General features: G+C 55.8%; 15 protein-coding genes and 1 pseudogene. 2 read left to right on the plus strand and 14 right to left on the minus strand.

Translation table 11 applies throughout. From position 1 onward, the window contains the following. The first annotated feature begins 12 nt into the window (after positions 1-12). Positions 13-1,479 carry an oligosaccharide flippase family protein gene (locus DS906_RS20360; protein WP_113791893.1) on the plus strand — a complete coding sequence of 489 codons (1,467 nt, stop codon included), beginning with the start codon at positions 13-15 and terminating at the stop codon, positions 1,477-1,479. A 66-nt stretch (positions 1,480-1,545) separates the two neighbouring features. On the opposite strand, the gene DS906_RS20365 is transcribed toward DS906_RS20360, so the two are convergent. The 10 genes from DS906_RS20365 to DS906_RS20410 form a co-directional block, all read right to left on the minus strand. Continuing rightward, positions 1,546-3,159 carry a GMC family oxidoreductase gene (locus DS906_RS20365; RefSeq protein WP_113791894.1) on the minus strand — a complete coding sequence of 538 codons (1,614 nt, stop codon included), beginning with the start codon at positions 3,157-3,159 and terminating at the stop codon, positions 1,546-1,548. Between the two features lie 19 nt (positions 3,160-3,178). Continuing rightward, positions 3,179-4,189 (minus strand): zinc-binding alcohol dehydrogenase family protein, encoded by a 1,011-nt coding sequence (locus DS906_RS20370; RefSeq protein WP_113791947.1) that lies wholly within the window; start codon positions 4,187-4,189, stop codon positions 3,179-3,181. A 5-nt stretch (positions 4,190-4,194) separates the two neighbouring features. Next, complete coding sequence (locus DS906_RS20375; protein WP_233494859.1) at positions 4,195-5,706, minus strand: FGGY-family carbohydrate kinase; 1,512 nt, start codon at positions 5,704-5,706, stop codon at positions 4,195-4,197. After that, positions 5,699-6,541: a class I fructose-bisphosphate aldolase gene (locus tag DS906_RS20380; protein ID WP_113791895.1), complete on the minus strand. Its 843-nt coding sequence runs from the start codon at positions 6,539-6,541 to the stop codon at positions 5,699-5,701. The genes DS906_RS20375 and DS906_RS20380 overlap by 8 nt, the downstream gene beginning before the upstream one ends. Further along, positions 6,532-8,253, minus strand: a complete 1,722-nt coding sequence (locus tag DS906_RS20385) for a glycerol-3-phosphate dehydrogenase/oxidase (RefSeq protein WP_113791896.1) — start codon at positions 8,251-8,253, stop codon at positions 6,532-6,534. Before DS906_RS20385 ends, DS906_RS20380 begins: the two co-directional genes overlap by 10 nt. Before the next feature lie 31 nt (positions 8,254-8,284). Further along, positions 8,285-9,286, minus strand: a complete 1,002-nt coding sequence (locus DS906_RS20390) for an aldo/keto reductase (protein WP_233494860.1) — start codon at positions 9,284-9,286, stop codon at positions 8,285-8,287. Next, positions 9,283-10,251: a sugar-binding transcriptional regulator gene (locus DS906_RS20395; protein ID WP_113791898.1), complete on the minus strand. Its 969-nt coding sequence runs from the start codon at positions 10,249-10,251 to the stop codon at positions 9,283-9,285. Before DS906_RS20395 ends, DS906_RS20390 begins: the two co-directional genes overlap by 4 nt. Further along, a complete protein-coding gene (locus DS906_RS20400) occupies positions 10,251-11,264 on the minus strand; it encodes an ABC transporter permease (protein ID WP_233494861.1) in 1,014 nt (337 codons plus the stop codon). The genes DS906_RS20395 and DS906_RS20400 overlap by 1 nt, the downstream gene beginning before the upstream one ends. Further along, on the minus strand, positions 11,261-12,775 hold the full coding sequence (locus tag DS906_RS20405) for a sugar ABC transporter ATP-binding protein (RefSeq protein ID WP_113791899.1): 1,515 nt from the start codon (positions 12,773-12,775) through the stop codon (positions 11,261-11,263). The genes DS906_RS20400 and DS906_RS20405 overlap by 4 nt, the downstream gene beginning before the upstream one ends. A gap of 98 nt (positions 12,776-12,873) precedes the next feature. Then, positions 12,874-13,890: a substrate-binding domain-containing protein gene (locus DS906_RS20410; RefSeq protein ID WP_113791900.1), complete on the minus strand. Its 1,017-nt coding sequence runs from the start codon at positions 13,888-13,890 to the stop codon at positions 12,874-12,876. A gap of 321 nt (positions 13,891-14,211) precedes the next feature. Here DS906_RS20410 and DS906_RS20415 point away from each other — a divergent pair. Beyond that, positions 14,212-14,346 (plus strand): annotated as a pseudogene (locus DS906_RS20415) (IS6 family transposase); the annotation flags it as partial. 725 nt (positions 14,347-15,071) lie between these two features. Here the strand turns inward: DS906_RS20415 and DS906_RS20420 are convergent. Genes DS906_RS20420 through DS906_RS20435 form a run of 4 tightly spaced genes read right to left on the minus strand, consistent with a single transcriptional unit; the run spans position 15,072 to position 21,276 of the window. Then, positions 15,072-16,436 (minus strand): aminotransferase, encoded by a 1,365-nt coding sequence (locus tag DS906_RS20420; RefSeq protein ID WP_113791901.1) that lies wholly within the window; start codon positions 16,434-16,436, stop codon positions 15,072-15,074. Next, positions 16,429-17,991, minus strand: coding sequence for a trimethylamine methyltransferase family protein (locus DS906_RS20425; protein ID WP_113791902.1), 1,563 nt, complete (start codon positions 17,989-17,991; stop codon positions 16,429-16,431). The genes DS906_RS20420 and DS906_RS20425 overlap by 8 nt, the downstream gene beginning before the upstream one ends. Further along, positions 17,984-19,216, minus strand: a complete 1,233-nt coding sequence (locus DS906_RS20430) for an SRPBCC family protein (RefSeq protein WP_113791903.1) — start codon at positions 19,214-19,216, stop codon at positions 17,984-17,986. Before DS906_RS20430 ends, DS906_RS20425 begins: the two co-directional genes overlap by 8 nt. Beyond that, positions 19,216-21,276, minus strand: coding sequence for an FAD-dependent oxidoreductase (locus DS906_RS20435; RefSeq protein ID WP_113791904.1), 2,061 nt, complete (start codon positions 21,274-21,276; stop codon positions 19,216-19,218). The genes DS906_RS20430 and DS906_RS20435 overlap by 1 nt, the downstream gene beginning before the upstream one ends. Positions 21,277-21,299 lie beyond the last annotated feature (23 nt).

Consider the following 21,299-nt stretch of genomic DNA (forward strand, 5'->3'; position numbering starts at 1 on the left):
CAGGTTGAGCCAATGACAATGTCGACCAAAAAAGCGGATACCGCGTTGCGTGGCGGGGTTTGGACCACGGTATCCAAGATTTTTACCCAGTTGACGCAGTTTGCGATCTTCTTGGTGGCCGTACGTCTGATGACTCCTGCCGAGTTTGGCGTTTTTGCTTTGGCTGCCGCAATGGTCGTTATCCTGACGCAAGTTTCAATGGCAGGCTGGTCAGAGTACATCATGCAATGGCATGGGTCCGAGGACCGCATTCGCGAAACTCTTTTTGTGGCTATTCTATGCGGTTTTACCATCGCTGCGGTGGGTGTTTTGATAGGCAGCGCTATCGGGGGCATAGTTTCTGACCCCGTTGCTAAGCCGCTTCTTCAGGTTTTGTCAGTCGGTATGTTCTTCACTTCGATGGGTGCAGCATACAATGGCGTTTTGGTCCGGCAGGACCGGTTGACGGCTGCTGCGCTGATCACGCCCATTGCGGAGGTTGCGAACCTGGCCGTTGCGATTTGGGCTCTGTATCAGGGGTTTGGTGTTATGGCACTGGCGTGGGGACGGCTTTGCGGCGCCGTAATCTGGAGCATCAGTGGATGTATTGTCAGTAAAACCACACCCAAAGTCATGGGGCGTGAGACGCTTGCGGATACAGTGGCCTTTTCCAAAAAGATCATAATGACCCGTCTAGTGGTGAATGTTCGTATCTATTTCGCAACCCTGATTATTGGTGGGTTTTTGGGCGCGACCTCAGCCGGATATTATCGTGCGGCGCAGCGCATTGTCGCGGCATTTGAAGAAATCGTCAGCGAAACGACCCGTATATTGTCATGGAATCTTTTTCGCCGCAGCCGCGATGCATATGGCGATACGTCTAGATTTGGGGCACTTTCGCTGCGCTTCTTTCCCATTCTGTATTATGGGGTGGTTCCCTTGTTTATCGGTGTCTTCCTCATGGCGGATACGCTGACAGCCGGGATTTTGGGACCCGGCTGGGAGCCCGCAACACCGGTGCTACGTATCCTTGCTGTTGCTGCCCTGATCCGTTGCAGCGGCAATGCCAGCGCCGCGATTTTAACGCTGGCTGGTCAAGTTCAGAAATTACCTTGGATTATGGCGCTGTATTCAGGGATCACAATTGCCGCAATCCTGTCGGCCGCGTCTTTCGGCATAACCGCTATTGCCTTGTCCGAAGTGGTGGCTTCGATCATTGTATTTTCGATCAACGCAATCATCATGAAGCGTTATGCCGGCATTCACTGGCATGTCATCCTCTGCAGGTCTTGGGCAGTGCTACCGGCGCTTGCGTTGGCTTGCATTCCCATTTTCTTGGCAGACAGGCTAAACCTGTTTTCGGAAGCCCATGATCTAGTCCGGTTTGTCCTGATTGGGCTGGGCATGATGGCTTTCTTCGTTCCCGCCGTTCTTCTTCTGGATGGATCTTTGCGCAACGCACTAAGAAAAAAAGGCTTTTCGGAACATTCAGTGGGATGAACAGAGAGGAGCTCTTGCTGCACGGTTTCCCGGCTTACATCCGCAATGCGCAATATACGTCACTTGTCAGGTTCTTTTGCGGATCATATCCGCTGCTTTTTCAGCAATCATTACAACCGGAGAAGCCGTATTGCCGGATACGATTTTTGGCATGATAGATGCGTCAACCACCCGTAATCCCGACAGTCCATGCACCCTGAGATCCGCACCGACCACAGCAGATGCATCCGAGCCCATCTTGCAGGTGCCGACAGGGTGGAAAATAGTTGTGGCGATATCACCTACACCTTTCACAAGATCTTCCTCTGTCTCCATCGCCGGGCCGGGCAAGATTTCTTCAGGCTGAAAGGGTCTCAGAGCGTTCGCCGTCATAATCTTCCGCGCCTGTCGCACGGATTTCGCTGCAACGCGTTTGTCGTTTTCTGTCGACAGGTAGTTTAGGCGAATGTCTGGCTGTGCTTTGATGTCCTTCGCCTGAATATGGCAGGTGCCCACGCTTTCAGGCCGCAGATTGCAGACCGAGACGGTAATCGCCGGGAACGGGTGAAGCGGGTCGCCCAACTTATCGGTGGACAGCGGTTGCACATGGTATTCCAGGTCGGGTGTGGCCAGATCGGGATTGGATTTTGTGAACATCCCAAACTGGCTGGGGGCCATCGACATTGGCCCTGATTGCGTCAGGCCGTATTGCAATGCAATCTTTGCTTTCCCGACCAGTGAATTCGCCATCGTATTCAATGTTTTTGCGTTCCGGACCTTGAACACTGTGCGGATTTGCAAATGGTCCTGCAGGTTCTGACCGACGCCCTGACTTTCGTGATGCAAGACGATGCCATGTTCAGACAGCACATCGCCCCGGCCCACGCCTGACAATTCCAGAATTTTGGGCGTGTTTATCGCGCCCGCCGCCAGCAAGACCTCGGACCCGGCATAGGCGTCATATTGAACGCCCTTGTGCAGATAGCGCACGCCCATCACCTGCTTGCCGTCGAACAACAGCGTTTCGGTTTCAGCATGGGTCAGAACGCGCAAGTTGGGCCGTTTCATCGCCGGGCGCAAAAAGCCTTTGGCCGTGTTCCAACGCACACCGTTGCGTTGATTGACCTCAAAAAACCCGGTCCCTTCGTTGCTGCCATCGTTGAAATCTGCGCGCGGTTGAATGCCAAATTCCTTGGCGCCCTCCTGCACGGCTTTAAGAATGTCCCATTCCAAGCGCTGTTTCGAGACCTTCCATTCCCCTCCGTACCCATGCATGTCTGCGGGCCCGGCATGGTGATCCTCGGATTTCAGGAAATAGGGCAGCACGTCATCCCAACCCCATCCGGCATTGCCCAGCTGCCGCCAATGATCGTAGTCCGCCGCCTGTCCGCGCATATAGATCATGCCGTTGACCGAGGTGCATCCCCCCAGAACCTTGCCACGCGGATAAACCAGCGAACGTCCGTTCAAGCCCGGCTCGGGCGCGGTTTTCATCATCCAGTCCGTGCGCGGATTGCCAATGCAATAAAGATATCCCACGGGTATATGCACCCAGTGGTAGTTGTCTGAGCCCCCTGCCTCGAGCAGCAGCACCTGCGTTTTGGGATTTTCTGTCAGGCGATTGGCCAGAACGCACCCGGCCGTGCCCGCGCCGACTATGATATAGTCGTAATCCCCATCAAGTTTCCGGACGTCTGTCATGGAGTATTGGTCTTTCTGATTAATATGCGACGACGAGTTTGCCGATCATGCGGCCAGATTCAATGATCGCGTGGGCTTCTTTAATCGTGGCCGCTGACAAGCCATGAAGTGTTTTTTGTTCGGTTGTCCGGATGATGCCATCATCAACCAGACGGGCGACACGTGCCAAAATCTGCCCTTGGCGCGCCATATCTGCTGTGCCGTACAGGGATCGTGTGAACATCAGCTCCCACATCAGCGCGGCGGACTTGCCCTGCAGGGCCGAGATGTCCAGCTTTTCGCTTGTCTCTACGATGGTCCCAATCCGGCCTTGCGGCGTAATGAGTTCACACATTGCGTCCCAATGCTGCGCCGTGTCGGCGTACTGCGTGATGTAGTCCACGTTTTCGTGCCCTGCCATCCGAACTTGGGCAATCAGATCGTTGTGGTTGACCGTCTGATGGGCACCCATTTGCCGGCACCAGTCAACCGTTTCCGGACGTGAGGCGGTCGCGATCAGGTGCAGTCCGGTCAGCTTGCGCGCCAGTTGGAGAGTTATCGATCCGACCCCTCCCGCCCCTCCAATGACCAACAAGCTGGAAGGCGTATCGTTTGTCGGTACTTGCAGTCGGTCAAACAACATCTCCCAAGCCGTCAGTGATACCAGAGGCAAAGACGCCGCCGCTTGTGGGCTAGCTGAACTCGGAGCCAACGCGGCAATACGATGGTCGACGGCCTGAAACTCGGCATAGGAACCAGGACGATTGACATCCCCCGCATACCAGACCCGGTCGCCTTTTGAAAAACCTGTGACCTCTGCACCAAGATCACAAACAATTCCTACAGCGTCGTATCCCAGAATGAACGGCTCGGAGTGGTCCTGTTCAGCGGCCGTTCGAATGCGGCGCTTGGCATCCGCCGGGTTCACCGAGATCGCCTCAATCTCGACCAGCAGATCGTTGGGCTGCATGATCGGGTCGGGCAGGTCGACGTCCAACAGACTATCGGCGGCATCAATAGGAAGCGATTTCAAAAATCCCACGGCTTTCATCATAACTACCTTTCGATCGAATTCTGTGCAGTCTCCCAAAACCCGCGCATCGCTTTGATCAGCGCAAGGTATTGTGTGTAACGCAGTTCGTAATGCGATTGCATAGCCGCATTCGGCAGGAACTCGGATTTGCGGCGGGTCATTTGGCCAATCGCCTCTTCATATGAACCACATGCACCGGTCGCCACCGACACACCGATGGCCGCACCTAAGGCACCGGTTTCTTGTGCCTCGGCCACGTAGATAGGGACGCCAAGACAATCGGCGAACATCTGCGGCCAGACCGGGCTGCGCGATCCGCCGCCCGAAAGAACTGCCTGACCAAAGCTGACGCCCGCAGCTTTCAAAACCTCGATATGACGTCGGTGCTCGAATAAAACGCCTTCGAATAACGCGCGCAGCATATGACTTTCGCCATGCCAGCCGGCAACGCCATAGAAACCACCCCTGAAAGACGCCCCCTGCCCCGAACCATAAAGGAACGGATGAAAGAACGGATCATCTGCAGCTGGTTGAACCTCGGCCACCTTCGCGTTGCAGTAACCGAAAGGGTCGTCGTGATGTACGCCGCGTTCGACGAATTCGCGCACGTACCATTCCAGATTGGCAGCTGATGTGGCACTGGACTCGATATTTATGAACCGTTTCGGCCCAAAGCCAGACACCATGAACAGGTCATCATTGACAGCAGGCACGTCCGAAAACACCTGATTGATGCTCCATGTGCCTGCGATGATCGAAGCCTCACCCGCGCGCACCACACCCGAGCCCATTGCGCTGGAGACGACGTCGAAAAAGCCCCCGATCACCGGTGTGCCCGCGAGAAGCCCTGTTGCAGCCGCGGCTTCGGCGTTGACGGTTCCGGCAACCTCTGCCGGGTCTATCAGGCGAGGCAGCATCTCGCTTGCATCACTCAGCCCGTATAGCGCCAATAGACCATCGTCATAGGTGCAGTCGGGCATACGCGTCAGACCACAGCCCGACATGTCCGAAATATCGCTGACGCGCTCACCAGTCAGTTTATGAGTGATGAAGTCTTTGCACAGCATCACCGTGCCGGTCTGGGCATAGATCTCGGGCCGGTGGCGTTTTATCCAAGCCAGTAGTACGGGCGTCTGTGACGGCCAGGGCTTTTGCAGGCACAAGCTGTGCAGAGCATCACCTGCCGCGTCGGAAAGTTCTTCGGCCAGCCCTGCAGCGCGGGTATCCAGAGACTGAATGCCCAGCAGGGCTTCGCCTGCCTTGTCCAACAGGTAAAGCCCGTTGCCGTGGCCTGCGCACCCAACACCTATGATATCGGCCGCGTTGATACCGGCAGTGTCAATGCAACCGGCAATCACCTGCCGTGCATTAACCCACAGCTCATTCAGGTCGCGTTCCACATGCCCCGGTTGTGGGGTCGAGGATTGACCGTCCAGTGCCTGCATCGCAACCGGGCGCCCCCGCAAGTCGAAGAGAACAGCCTTGATGACCGTGTTCCCCGCGTCCAGCCCCAATATGTACTGGTTTTCAGCCACGGTTATAGATGTCCCACGCTTCTTCGCCGCCCGCCCCGTTGTGGATCATTGCCATCAAAGCCGCCACAACCGCCTTCGGATTGTCATGCTGATAGATGTTGCGGCCATAGACCATCCCTTGCGCGCCCTGCGCCATCAGGGCCGCTGATTTCATTAACACATTCTTCAGGTCTTCCTTGCCGCCGCCTCGCACCAGAACTGGCACGCGCGCGGCCTCGATGACACGATGGAAATCTTCTGGGTTTTCGGTCGGATCAGCCTTGATGATGTCAGCCCCCATTTCTGAGGCTAAACGCACCAACGTCACGATCTTCTCAGCGTCGCCGTCCACCTGATAGCCGCCGCGAACATCGTTTGGCAGCATGACCAGTGGCTCAATCATCAGCGGCATGCCGTACTTGTGACAAGCTGCGCGTACCCGGCTGATATTCTCGACACATTGGCGGAAGAGTTCGGGTTCATCAGGCAACATGAACAGGTTGACGACCACGGCCGCCGCATCCATCTCAAGCGCGCCGATGATTGGCTCATCGGCGTTCTGCAACATCGACCACATCACCCGATGCCGCTGATCATTATAGGGGTTGCCCATGTCGATCCGCATTACAAGCGCAGGTTTGTTCTTCTCGGGCCGCGCCTGCAACAGATCGGCCTGCCCATAGGTACATTGGATCGCATCCGGCTTGGCCCCGATGAGCGTGTCCATGACCCCCGCCATATCCTCAAGCCCGACCATGAAGCTGGGCTCGTTGCAAACCCCGTGGTCGATCGCGACGTCCAGGCATCCACCGTTGGTAAACATCCGGTTCATCCGGGCTTTGGTGCTTACACGCATTCTGTTCTCCGTTCCTTGTTTCGTGCGGTCAGAGTCGCGGCTGAGACGCCAAAGAACTCGGACAATTCATGGATCAGCGTTTCTTTCTGATCGGTGATTTCTTGCGGGCTAAGCTGGCGTTCTTCGACAAAGATGCGGCCCAGCCGGTCCAGCAATGCTTCGGAAATCTGTCCTGTTATGGCCAGCGGGGTGCGGCGCAGGACGATGTCGGACAGTGTCTCGACAAACTCGGTGTGCATCAGCCAGATGATTTCGGCCACGGTGTAGGGGCAGTCGACAATCAGAGGTGTGTCCAAAAACGATTGACAGAACAGCGCGACATCATCGGCCTGACTGCCATAATGTTCGACCAGGTGCTGCGCCCGGTCGTGCGTGACGTGGAACTCATCCACCAGCCGGCTTTGCAAAGTGATCGGGTCATCGGGAAACTGAACACCGCCGCCAATGGCCAGCCCAAGGGTGGACGTCCGGCGTGTCGTGCCGAGTACGGCCAGAACCTCATCGCCCGTTTGCTCTCCGAAGGCGCGGAAAGTGGTCCATTTGCCACCGATCATGCAGAACTGCGGAACTTTCCCATCCAGACGCCGCGTGTAGTGGCCGCGCGAAATCCGGCCGGTAAAATCCTGATCACTGCGTGGTAACGGGCGGATACCGCTATAGCTGAACACCACCTGATCGGCCTCGATCTCAACCCCTGGAAAGACCAGTTGAAGCGAACCGAGGATGTAGTCGAATTCCTCGGGTTCGCACCGCACACGCGCGGCCTTGTCGACGCGGATATCGGTGGAACCTGCCAGCACCTTGCCTTGATACGGAAATACGATGCAGACCCGCCCGTCGGTATTTTCGAAATAGACCATATGCCCGCCAAGCGCCTGCAAAAGGGTCGGGTTGTCGATGATCAGGTGCGAACCTTTGGTCCCCGAGACCATTTTTTCGTTCGCGCCGCTGCCAAAGGCTTGCACTGTATCGTCAAGCCACGCACCGGTTGCGTTCACTATCACTTTAGGCTCAACCGGTATGGTCTTGCCGCTGCGCCGATCCGTGATGGTGTGGGTTTCGCCGTCCCGCGTCATTTCCGCATAATTCAGGGCGACACAGTCCGGAGCCGCAGCCTGCATGTCCCGGATCATCTCAACGCAAAGCCGCTCCGGATGGGTGATCTGCGCATCGTAATACACCGCCGACCGCGTGGCTTTGGTCGTCAATTCAGGCCAGTCCGTGCGGGTCCGGTTTGCACTATTGAAGTGATGCTTTGGCAGGATACGCCGCTTACGTGTGACCCAATCATAGAGCGTCAAACCAAGTTTGATCGGCACCGCCCCACGGCTCGAGGGCTTGCCCTGCCAACCGACAAAGCTCGCCGCTGCATTTAACACGCCCGAAAAGACCGACGTAATCGGAATGACCGTCGGCAAAGGCCGCACCATATGCGGCGCGTTCCGCAGCAGAGCATCGCGTTCCTGCAGGGATTCACGCACCAGATCGAATTCACCGTTTTCAAGATATCGCAAGCCGCCGTGGATCATCCGTGACGGGGCCGCGCTGCACCCCGAGGCGAAATCGTTCCGCTCGACCAGCAACACCCGCAGCCCCTGCAAAGCAAGTTCACGATAGACCCCTATTCCGTTCACGCCCCCGCCGATGACTACCACGTCAAACGCAGCGTCTTCGCGCAACCGTGTCAGGTTTTGTTGTCTTTGATCTGACATGATAGTCCTGTTCGTAACCGGGCGTTGAGGCTTAGCTGTCCAGATCGCTCAAATGAGCCTGGGTTTGCGTGTTGATCTGGGAAATCTCGGTCTCGGTCAGGCGCAACTGCCCTGCCTTCGCGTTCTCCACCGCCTGCGCTGCATCACGTGCCCCACACAGCGAAAAGGTGATACCGGGTTGTTGAACCGTCCATGCGATGACGGTCTGCGCCAGGGTCGCGCCGTGCGTCTCGGCAATCGGAGCGATGGCCGCCATCAGGTCCGCCACTTTCTGGCGGTTCGCCATAGAAAAGCGTGGATTGTCCTTGCGCTGATCGTCACCCGTGAATTCGCGATCCGGCCCGATCTTGCCGCTGAGCAGACCCAACGCCAGCGAGGAATAGCTGAGCACTGACACGCCATTCTCACGACAAACCGGCAACAACGTGCCTTCGATGTCGCGCTTGACCATCGAATATTCTTCCTGGATGGCGTCCAATTGGCCGGTGGCGACATAGGCCTTCACCTCATCGACCGAGGTATTGCTGGCGCCTATGGAACGGATTTTTCCCTGCTGTTTCAAAGTATCCAGCGCTTCCATCGTCTCGGCGATGGGGGTCGTCGGGTCCTGCCAATGAGTTATGTAATGATCGATGTAATCGGTGCCCAGACGGGTCAGGCTTTGCTCGACCTCATGGATGATCGCATCCTTGCCCAGATAACGATGCACCGGTTTTCCGTCATAGTCGAAGAAATGGTTGCCCTTGTGCGTATGCCAGACCAGCCCGCATTTAGTCGCCAGAACAACCTTTTCGCGACGTCCCTTAAGGGCTTTGCCCACGATATCCTCGGCCACGCCCTGCCCGTATGCCGGAGCTGTGTCGATCAGGGTCACTCCCGCATCAACCGAAGCCTGAATCGCCGCGATGGATTTGGCTTCATCCGTACCGCCCCACATCCAGCCACCGATAGCCCATGTGCCCAGCCCGATGACCGAGGCTTGGATCCCCGACGCACCGATTTCGCGTGTCAGCATGTCATGCGACATCCTCATGTTCCTTCCATTTCCTGTATGACTGCGGTCGCTGTGTCTTCGTCCAGGATCAGCGAGTTGAGAAACTTGCCGTTCAGCACCGCCTTGATTGGCAAAACCTTTTCCGCCCCGGTGCTGACACCTATTACCCGCGCACATTGCGCCAGATCGTTTGGAGCCACCGAAACCAATCGAGAATTCAGCGCATAGTTCGACACCGAGCCGTCGGTTTGGATAAGATGGGCCAGAAACTCTCCGATCACACCCATTCCCACCAGCATCTTGCGGTCGGCCTCGGGCACCGGATGCAGATCGTAATAGCTTGAACCTTCAGGTTCGATCGAACCGATCCCCACCAACGCGACATTGGCCCGGCGGGCGATATCCAAAACCTCTCGGATGGAGGACACCTGTTCCAGCATATCGCGCTGGTCTCGGCTTTCAGCAAACAGCGGCGCATGCAGCAACATGGTTTTGCCGCCCAAACGCTCGGCCATCTGCGTCGCAAGGTGGTTCACGTCGGTATAATACTTGCCCTGAATGCCGCCGGTCAGAGGCACTACCGTCACATCAAAAGCGCGTTCAACTTCCAGCGCCTCAACCGTTGCGCTGATAGCTTTACCTCCGGTGATCGCAATGACGTCACCATCCCGCAGGGTTTCGACCAGATGATTTGCCGCGGCACGCCCGACCTGTTGCAGGGTTGTCTCTGCACTTCCCGCGACCGAGGGGGTTACGATGGCCTCAGTCAGGCTCGTCGACCTAGTCAGATCACGTTCTATGTCCATCAGTGTTTCAAACGGGCTTTCCACGTCGATCTTGACCATGCCCATTTTGCGGCCCTGCGTGATCAGGCGATTGACCTTCGAGTTCGATAGGTTCAGCGCCCGCGCGATATCGGCCTGCTTCTGTCCTTCCAGATAATGCAGCACCAGGACGGTGTGGATCTGGCGGATCAGTTCAAAGTCTTTCTTCTTGTCCAACATCACCCGCGCCTCTTGTTTAGGTAATGGTCGATGGTGACCGCTGCCAGAAGGATCGAGCCGCGAATAATGTCCTGCCAGTAGACCGACACATCCAGCAGCGCCAACGAGCTGGAAACCAGTGACAGAAGGATCACACCGAGGATCGCACCCAGGATCGACCCCGAACCGCCATTCAAACTGGCCCCGCCAATGACAGCGGCGGCGATGATAGTCAGTTCAAGTCCCAGCCCGAATGTGGGCTGTGCCGATCCGAACCGCGCCATGTAAATGATGCCTGCCACACCGCAGAGCGTCGAACACAAGGTTGTGGTCAGAAAGATCACCTTTTTGGTGCGAATGCCTGAATAGGCGGCGGCCTTTTCGTTACTGCCGGTATAGAACACCTTGCGGAACATGGTCGTGCGCCGCAGCATGAAATCAAAGGCGATGACGAAGACCAAAAAGATCACAATCACAATCGGTATCGGCCCGATGGACCCCTGCCCGATGAACTTGAATTCCGGAGGAAGGGTATACAAGCCAAGCGGCCGCCCTCCGGTGAACAACAAACAGGCACCTCGTGCAATCACCATGATGGCGAGTGAGACGATGAAGTGGTGCAGGCCAACGCGGGTGACAAAGAACCCCATAAATGCACCAATGGCCGTACACAAGGCTATGGCCATGGCCGAGGCCACCCAAGGATCTATCCCGCTGAGAAAGAGCCATCCCGCGATCACCATCGCAAGCGCGGTGACCGATCCAACCGACAGATCGATCCCGCCGGAAATCAGCAGGATCGTCATCCCGATTACCAGCAATCCATCGACCGCAAAGGCCATGGACATCGCCCGCATATTGGCCCAGGTCAGAAAGTAGGGCGACGCGAATGACATAATCACAAACAAACCCAGAATAATGACGATCAGCCCCGTCTCACGCATACGCAACATGCGCTTTAGCAGCGGTGCGCTGTCGGATGATCCCGCGGGGGTCAGATTTACAGTGTTGTCCATTTTCGTGTCTCCGCTCATGCGACCGAGTCCTGCGCGTCCATGACGGAGGCCAGGTGCATGATGTTTTCTTCTGTCATCTCATCGCCGGTGACCTGCCCGCTGATGCGCCCTTCGCGCACCACCAGCACGCGGTCACAGACACCAATCAGTTCGGGCAACTCTGAAGAAATCACGACGATCCCCACGCCTTCGGTCGCTAGTTCGCGCAGAATGCGGTGAATCTCGGATTTCGCGCCCACATCGACCCCGCGGGTCGGTTCGTCGAGAAAAATCAGGCGCGGGTTCACTGACAGCATTTTGGCCAGCGCCACCTTTTGCTGATTGCCCCCCGACAGAGACGACACCGGATCGCTCAGCGATCCGCATTTCAGGTTCAGCTTGTGTCCCAACGCCTTGGCTTGTGCCTCTTCCGTACCGGATTGAATCAGGCCAATCCCATTAGCCACCTGCTCCAGATTCAGGGCGGAAACATTGGCGGCAATTGGCAGATCGAGGAACACGCCATCCCCTTTGCGGTCTTCGGACAGATACACCACCCCCTTGGCAATACTGTCCTGATAATTCCGCAGGTTTAGCTTTTCACCGTTCAGCCAGACCTCACCCGTGACATCTCCCTCAAGCTGGCAGATACCTTTGACGATCTCACTGCGGCCCGCGCCAATCAGACCAGCGACGCCCAGAATTTCACCCTTGTTCAATGTGAATGAAACATCACGAAAGCGCTTCGTTTCGGTCAGGTTGCGCACGTCCAGGATCACTTCGTCCGAAGGCATTTCTTGCTTTTGGGGATAAAGATTGTCGATCACCCGCCCGACCATGGCGTTGACCACATCGCTGGGCTGAATTTCGGCAACGTTTTGAGTGACGATATGCTGCCCGTCCCGGAACACCGAAACCCGGTCGCAATTGTTGAATATCTCGACCATTCGGTGCGAAATATAGATGATCGAAATCCCCTGATCCGCCAGTTTGCGCATGATCCCGAACAAGGTTTGGGCTTCGGCTTCCGTGAGTGCGGCTGTCGGCTCATCAAGGATCAAAATGCGGCATTCCAGCGTCAGGGCTTTGGCGATCTCGACCAGCTGCTGGTTCGAGATCGAAAGGTGTTTCACCAGGATCGAGGGATCAATATCGCTGAGCTGCCGAAACACATCGACTGCATCGCGTTCCAGTTTTCGATAGTCCATCAGCCAGGACCGGCTGACATTGGTCTTGGCCATAAAGATGTTTTCGGCCACCGACACATCAGGACACAGGGCAATTTCCTGATGCACAAAACCAATACCCAATTGTTGCGCCATTGTCGGAGACGAGATTTTGACCGGGTCACCGTCCAGCACGATTTTGCCGCTGTCTGGTTGCAATATCCCGTCGATCACGTTCATCAGGGTCGACTTGCCTGCACCGTTTTCCCCTGCAACGGCGTGGATTTCCCCCTTGCGGAGTTCAAAATCAATCCCGCGCAATGCTTTGACCGGGCCAAAGGACTTGCTGAGGTTCGATATCCGAAGGATCACGTCATCTTGCATGGCACCACCGTCTCGGGGACTTGTATCGGTTCGGGTAGAGAACCGCCCGCGAACTTAACTGGAATTGCGCGGACGGTTTGTCGGAGGGGGTGCTCCGATCAGGCCGGATCGCGTCCGTCCATGTAGACATTCAGATCAAAGCTGTCGGCATTGTCCTTGGTGATGACCGCAAAGCCATTGTCCATGAACGGGATCTGAACCGGGTTGAAGCCGCTGGTCTTCCAGTCGTTGAAAGGATCAAAAACGTCTGCCCGGTTCGCCAGGTGCACCGCCATGAAACCCATGAAGCCCTGCACACCCTGATTGGGGTTCAGAGACATGTGGATATTGCCGGCACGGATATGCTCCAGCGTGGTCGGCGTCACATCCGCATGCATGATCAGAATATTAGATTCCGCTTCAAGTTTGGCGGCAACCGCGCCTTCCGCCGAGCCGGCTTCGGGGATCCAGATCGCGGCAACATTCGGGTTGGCCTGAATGATCGATGCAGTCGCGCGATAGGCTGCGTTGCTGTCCTGGTTCGTGGCCTGACGCCCAACCAGTTTCATGTTCGGATAGTTATCCTCCATATACGCGATCAAGGAAGTCACGCGCAGGTCATGGTTCGACTGACCCGGGTTTTCCAGAACCGCATACTCGGCGCTGTCACCCACCTGTTTGACAATCTCTTCCGCGGCAAACTTGGCCTCGGCATGGTTGTCTGACGTAATGTATCCGGTACGTTTCGAATTTGGGCTGTCTGCAGCAAAGGTCACGATTTCCGTGCCGTTATCGATGGCTCGGTTGATCGGCTCGATGAAAGGGTCAGATTGCATCGGGTGCAGCAGAACTCCAGCAGGCGATTTCACCAGATCCTGCTCGAACGAGGCGATCTGCTTGGTGATGTCATAGTCCGGCGTGCCCGAGAACACGGTCTCGCATCCAAAGGCTTCGGCTGCCTGTTTGAAGCCCTGATAGACTGGTACCCAATAGGGATGGCCCGAGACCATGACGTTCATAACATAAGTCTCACCCGGCTCGCACATTATGCCCTCGGCCTGCGCTGAGGTGGCTGTGATGCCAGCCACCGCCAAAGCAGCGGACGCGATAATGTTGTTTGCTTTCGAAAAGTTCATGAATTTCCTCCCATCGGAATGCACTTGCTATTGCGATGCGTTTCTCCTCCAGCATCACGTATGCAAGAAATTTCGTCATTTGGTTTTTTTTGCACAATTGCTTTCTAAAGGTGTGGCGAAAGAACCGTCAACATGCTCATGGAAAATTACCAGTTCGCGAAATAAATTTCACTTCGTGGTGCATTTTGGGGTTGGTGCACTTGACCTAGGTACACCCAAACCCAATTTCTTGCCCGTCTCTCGTGAGCAGCTGCAATTGCACGTTTGGGTTGTTTGAGCCAACTGATGAATTGACCGCGACATTATTCAAGAGTGCCAAAGATCAACTTCAAAGGAGCGCACCAACCACGATGGGTAATCCTGTTCGCGGTCTTTTTCCACGTTCGCGGCGGCGTCTCGTACCGCGACCTGGAGGAGTTCATGGCGGAACGTGGTGTGACGGTTGATCACGCGACGTAGCTGCGAAGGTCTTGACCACGAACATGCGACGATTAAGGCGACGTCGCTGCGTAAAATCGTGTCTAAGATGATGGCCTCAACGGATCGGCGCACGCGCCTCAAAAGTCTTGCTTGAAGGACCGTACTGCAATTTGTAATGCGGCACCGACTTCGCTGTGTTGCAGTAAGTTTCAGTGCTGCGCGTACGCCTAAAAATTCACCGCTCCCGAGTAGAACCCTGATCCTTTATTCACTGCCGCTGACGTAAATGTCACATATCCGCATTTGATCTCAAACCAAACGCCCGGTGATCGATGAAGGAATGGACAGCCTGTCTCGCCGGATCAAGATTTTAGCACATGGCGATGTGCGATCCGTGTGCGTTCCTTTGTTAAGGTTTGCGAAACACAAGAACGCAGCCCCAAGTGCGCTTGCAGCGAATTGGCGCTTTGCCCCGCAATCTGTAAATTGGCGATCCAATGCTCGCTGCTACGAGTACCAACGGCCGACTTATCTGCTGTGGAGCAGTGTGAGAAGCGACGCCGTCACAATTTTTTCGGTGCTGCGAGCGCGCAGCGAGAAATTGTAATGGCAACCATGGGCTCATTGCCGAACTCGGATGTAGTCATACGCCCCCTTGAGGTAATCACGGCGAAACGGCCCAATCTTGCCATTGAGCGCTGAACTCAAATGCTGCAATGGCATCCTGATCGCCGGACATTCACAACAAGAGCTCAGGCAATTCATTGGCCTCTGATCCCGCCGAGCCACGCACTTGTCGCTTCAAGCCCTTTGCGCAAGACTGAAAACATCTGCTCAATTTCACTTTCGCTAATGATTAGGGGCGGTGAAAGAACACACATGTTGATCACAGGTCGAACAAGTAGCCCACGTTTTTGGCATTCGATATCGATCTGGCCGCCAATTTCGTAGTCGCGTCCCAGGTCGCTCTGGGGATCACCATCGATTGAGCATTGAACGCATCCCATCAACCCCATGCCGCGCACATCGGCAACGATGTCAATCTGACGCAGTTGCTGAAGTTGATCCTGAAAAATCGGAGCGACGTTCCGAACGTGTTCGAGAAGCTGTTCCCGTTCTATAATCTCCATGCTTTTCAGACCAGCGGCCGCGCTGACCGGATGACCTGAATAGGTATAGCCATTAGAAAAGGTTGCATCTTTTCCCGCAACATCGGCGATCAATCTATCCGAGATAATCGCGGCGCCCATCGGCGCGTACCCAGATGTCATTCCTTTGGCACAGGTGATTATGTCTGGCTGAATGTCAAAAACTGCCTCTGACGCAAACCAATGGCCCAATCGCCCGAAAGCCGTCACTACTTCGTCGGAAATGTATAGAACATCATACTTCCTGCAGATGTTTAGGCAGCTTTCGTGATATCCTTTTGGCGGCACGATCACGCCACCAGAGGCAAGAACCGGTTCGGCGATAAAAGCGGCAACATTTTCTGGGCCCAGCGTCACAATGGCGTTTTCCAGGTCCGAAACTTTCTCTTTCAGAAAGCTCTCTTCGCTTTGACCTGGCGCACGATAGAGCGGGTTCACGTCTGGCAGGAAATGTGCGAGGTCATCCGCCTTGTCGAGCCAAAGCCTGTCACGCTCTTTTCCACTGATGCTGGCCGCCAGATAAGTGCTTCCATGATAAGCTTTTTGCCTGGAAATAATTTTCTTTTTCTCGGGCCGACCCAAGAGGTTGTTGCGGAAATGAACAAACCGGATGGCCGTATCAACCGCAGTGGAACCGCCAGTAGTAAAAAAGACATTGTTCAAGTCGCCCGGCGCACGTTTGGCGATTTCGCGTGCGAACCGCGCGGCAGTCGAGTTGGAGTTGTTAAAGGGCGAGAAATAGGCAAGGTTTCGAGCCTGATCAGCCATGGCCTCGGCCATCTCCTCTCGCCCATAACCGATCTGGGTGCACCACATGCCTCCCGGTCCGTCGATCAAGCGTTCGCCTTTTTCGTTCATGACGTGGATGCCGTTGGCACCTTCGATGAAGGTCCGATCGTTTTCCCCCAAGGTTGCCATACCTTCCCACGGGTGCAGGAAGTGGTCGTTATCCCAGTGCTTGGCGTTAGAGTTATCCACGGCGGGCCATACTTTCTGCGCTCATCACAATTGGGAACTCTTCGCGCACCTGAGCGTCTGAAGCGCCGAAGTAGTTGGGGAAATGGCTGTCGAGAATGGAATTGGACTTGTCACGGGCGCGGTCCAGCAGATCAGTTTTACCCTCGTTTTCCCATGTATCTGTACGCTCACGATCCATGAGCCGTGGGTAGACAAATTCGCTGTTCATATAGTTCAGCGTGTGTGGGTTGCCGAGGAAATGACCAGGATCAATGGCACACTGGTGGATTACATCCACCGCCATGGTTTCATCTGTGACCTCTATCCCGCGTAACGATCGCAGGATCATACCACCCGCTTCGTCATCGATAACCATGCTTTCAAAACTGCATCCCATCAGGCTGCCAATCATACCTCCGAATTCGCACAGACGATTGGCACCAGCATGAGCGGCAAGCGTGAAAGTCAGCGCCTTTTCCAACCCGTATTGCGCGTCGGGTATTTTGGCATCGGTCATACCTGCGCCAACGGATGTGGGAAGGCCATAGAAATTGCCCATCTGAATGGCTGCCGCCCCGATCAGAGCCTGTTCACCACTGCCGCCGGTAAACGACCCGCTGCGCAAGTCAGTGATGAAGGGCCAGGCGGCAAAGCAGACCGGGCAGCCTGGTGTGATAAGGTTTACGATGGCAACACAGGCCAGCGTTTCGGCCACGGCTTGCACCAATGTTCCCGCCAGCGTCGCGGGGGCTGTGGCCCCGGCCTGAGGAGGCACCGCCAAATCGACCGTCAGACCTAGCTTGGCGGTATCGATCAGGATTTCCATGTTTTCCTTGCCGATCCGCAAGGGGGAAACCATGGGGCAGCCGCCAAATATGACGCTTGGCTTTTTCATGAAAGCCCCTTCACCACCTTGGGCCAAATCAAACATGCGGATAGCATGCGGGATATGGCTGCGGTCGCGAAAGGTCAGACAGGCAGGCTTTTGGCTGCCTGCGAGCATCGCATATATGGTGTTCATATCGTGGGCGAAATCATCGGTCACATCAGTGGCCAAGACCGTGTCGCCTAGCATATGGATGTTGTCCAAACAGTCCACCAGACGGGTGAAATCATACACATCGCGCAAGACCGAGGGCCGATAAGTTTTGGTCTCAGAATCGAAGGTGGTGACGGCGGTGCCAGAGTTGGCGAAGTAAACGCTCTCTGCCTTGCAATGCATGTCGTCTTTGCCTTCACGCTCTCCGCGGGCATAGACGTAAAACTCCTTGGCAGCACCAGCCAGGATGTCTTCCATCAGCGCGCGGGGGAAGCACAGCCGATTGAGGTCATTCATCACCGCGCCCTTGGGCAGCACCAGATCAAGCAGTTCCGGAAAATGGTCAGTAACGCCGGTGTTTTCCAGAACGGTCAAGGCCGCTTGGTGGATGTTCTCCATATCTGTTTGGGTCAACGGCTTGTAACGTCCGCCACTTAAGCCTCCACGTACGGCCTCATTGCCCGTGGTCGCCTGTTGCACCTTTATGCGCGCGGCGCGCCCACCACCACCGCGACGGCGTGATTTCGCCTCAGCCATGACCGGCCATCCTTTGTTCTGGTTCCGGGCTGATCATGGCGAAATAGAAGTCGTAAAACTCCTGGATCGCGGTTTCCATTTCGCCCAAGGGGCCCGGTTGGAAGTAATGAGAATTAACGCCGGACTGGTTGTGGCGAATGATGCGTTCGTCATCCAAAGTTGTGACATGCCAAAGCCAGGTCAGGTCTTCTTTGTTGTAATCTTGGCCTTCTTCGGCGTCAGCGCGAACCAGCCAGACCACCTGAATGTCGGTTTCCTGTAGACCACGTGGAATAAAGCGGTAGCCGACCATGTGATCCGAATAGATCAGGAACCAATTCAACGGGCCAATATCAAAGTCAGTTGCGCCACCATCGAAACCTCTTAGGGTTCCGAGCAATGGGGCCAGCGCCTCGCCCGTTTTACTGCCGGTTTTATAGCCTTGGTAAAGCGGATAGCGCCGATAGTACCCGCTGGTGAATGGGGTGGGCGCAGCGTCGCCGACAAGCGCCAATTCACCAGGTGACAGGCCGACTTCGACAGCCCTTGCCTTTAGCGGTTCGACCAAGCCAGCCATTTCTTGAGGCGATTTCAGGCTATGAGAGCGAGAGTATTCTTTGTGTGCTGGTCCGCAGTGGTAGCATTCAAGATAGTTCTCCACCGCCAGTTTCCAATTCGCTGGAACGGGAAATGACGCCGTATGCGCTACTTTCAGATCGTCAAAGCCATAGGGTTCGACCAGAGGCGCAAGTTGGCTGAGGACAGGATCAAGCGATGGCGTGTTTGCATCGGCACAGACAAAGATCAGGCCTTTGAAGACACTCACCTGAACGGGAAAGAGCCCAAATTTGGAGGGGTCAAAATGTTCCCCCATGTTATGGCCTGCACGAAGTTTTCCCGAAAGCTCATATGTCCAGGCGTGATAGGGGCACACAAGGACTCGGGCGTTGCCGGACTGTTCAGTGCAGACGCGAGATCCCCGATGGCGACAGACATTCAAATGGGCGCGAACTTCGCCTTCGCGGTCGCGAACAACGATGATACTCTCCGGGCCATAGTCGAACAGGAAGTAGTCTCCGGGGTTTGGGATTTGGCTGACATGCCCTGCCCAAAGCCAGTTACGGTTCCAGACCTGGGCAATGTCATAGTTATAGATGTCTTGCGAGGTATAGAATTCACGCGGCAGCGCGTGGCCGTACTGGTGCGAGGCCATCAAAGCATCTAACTCAAACGGTCGGCTGTTCATCACGTCTCCTCCAAATCGATTATCTCGCGGCGAAACCAATCCTTGTCTGCTTCTGCCTTTGGGCGTTCAAAATCGCGTGCCGCGCGGTGGCCTGCGAAGACTGCGTCCACGATCAACCCCGGAGACGCGGCATCGCCAATAAGTTCGAGGGTTTTCAAACCGATCCCGCGCAAGCTGTCATAAAGCGCTGTCTCTCGATGGCGCTCGGTAACCAGAATTGTCGAGGCACACGGAATATCCGTTACGCGACCGGTAAAGGCACACCCGATGCGCGCGAAGTCACCTTCAACCGCCGTCAGCACCTGATTGCAGCGAATGTCGATACCAAGCTCGATCAGGCGGGCCTGAATACGAGGCTGCTCCAAAGTATTGACGGCGTAAGTTGAAACTAAACTCTCTGGCGTGACGAAGACCACCTGGTATCCGGCGGTCGCCAGTTTTTCAGCGATCACCCCTGCCAGATAGATATGGTCATCATCATAGATCATCACCGGTCCATCCGGGGGCAGAATGCCGTTCATAATATCATCAGGCGTGAGCACTATGGCATCGGGCTTAATCGTGGGTTGGTGGCGCTGGGTGTTGCGCCCCATGCCATCAGTGCGCCAATGGCTACCGGTCGCGACAAAGACGTGTTCGATGCCAAGCTCTGCCACCTGATCGCCGTCAAGCCTGCTGTCGGTGAACAATTGGACGTTGCTGCGCTGCTTCAGATCATTCAGGCGATAGTCGACGACGCGGGACCAAGCCGCGAGGCCGGGAAGTTTGCTTTCCTTTGCAACACGTCCACCAAATTCAGCTGAGGCTTCGGCCAAAGTCACCTGATATCCTCGCCTTGCCATTTGCGTGGCGCATTCAAGACCGGCAGGGCCACTGCCAATAACCAAAGTATCCGCGTTGCTCTTTTTTGGCGCGATGATCTCGGGGTGCCAACCGCGGCGCCACTCCTCGCCCATGGTCGGGTTTTGGGTGCAGCGGATCGGGATGCCCAGATTGTCGGATGAGACGCAGATGTTGCAGCCGATGCATTCGCGTATTTCGTCAATCCTGCCGTCTTCAATCTTTTTCGGAATGAACGGGTCCGCAATGGAAGGGCGCGCCGCTCCGATAAGGTCGACAACTCCCTTTTTGACCATCGACAACATCATATCGGGGGACGTCAGCCGACCAACACCAACCACAGGTTTCCGTGTGATCTGTTTGACGTGCGACAGAAACGCGTTCTGATAGCCATCCTCCGGCTGAAAGCGGGTTGTGGCACTGTCATTGGACCAGTCGGCAACGTTCACATCCCATAGGTCAGGAAGATCGGCCAAAAGCTCGACCACGGCACGGCCTTCTTCTGAAGCCTGCATGCCGTCAGCGCCCACCATCTCATCGATGGCAAACCGGAGCGCCACAGCGCAACTGTCACCTACAGCTTCGTGGGTGTCTTCCAGCAGTTCGCGTGTCAGGCGCACACGATTTTCAAGCGACCCACCATATTCATCACTACGCTGGTTCATATGCGGCAGCATGAAATGTTGCGCCAAAGTCATGTTGTGTCCGGCATAGACGTAAATGATATCAAATCCGGCATCTTTCGCGCGCAAGGCGGCCTCGCGGTGCCAGCGGCGGAATTCCCGGATATCGGCCTTATCCATGGCCTGCGCCTGCTTGGGATGCGTCGTATCGACGGACATCTCAGAAGGTGCAAGAACCGGAGCGCGGGTCAGCAAGTTTTGCGAATGGTTGCCATTGTGAACCAGCTGGATAGCTGCCAGCGCCCCATGCGTATGTACCGCATCCGTCATCAGCCGCAACGCGGGCACATCGCGCCCGTCCCATAGCCGCCCCTCGGCGTAAGGAGACAGGTCTGAGGTTGGGTGAATCTCGGTCTCCTGATTGGAGACTACCCCCCACCCGCCTTCGGCCTTCATCCCACGAACGGCGGCATCCGCCCGCGGTCGGACATGCCCCAGCCCGGTGCAATGCGGCACCTGATAAAAGCGATTTCTAGCTGTGACTGGTCCGATCTGAACCGGTTCAAAAAGCAGAGCATATGGGTGCGCGTTCGACATGTTCACGCGTTTTCCTATATCTG

It is taken from the genome of Ruegeria sp. A3M17 (assembly GCF_003318255.1).
GTDB lineage: Bacteria > Pseudomonadota > Alphaproteobacteria > Rhodobacterales > Rhodobacteraceae > Ruegeria.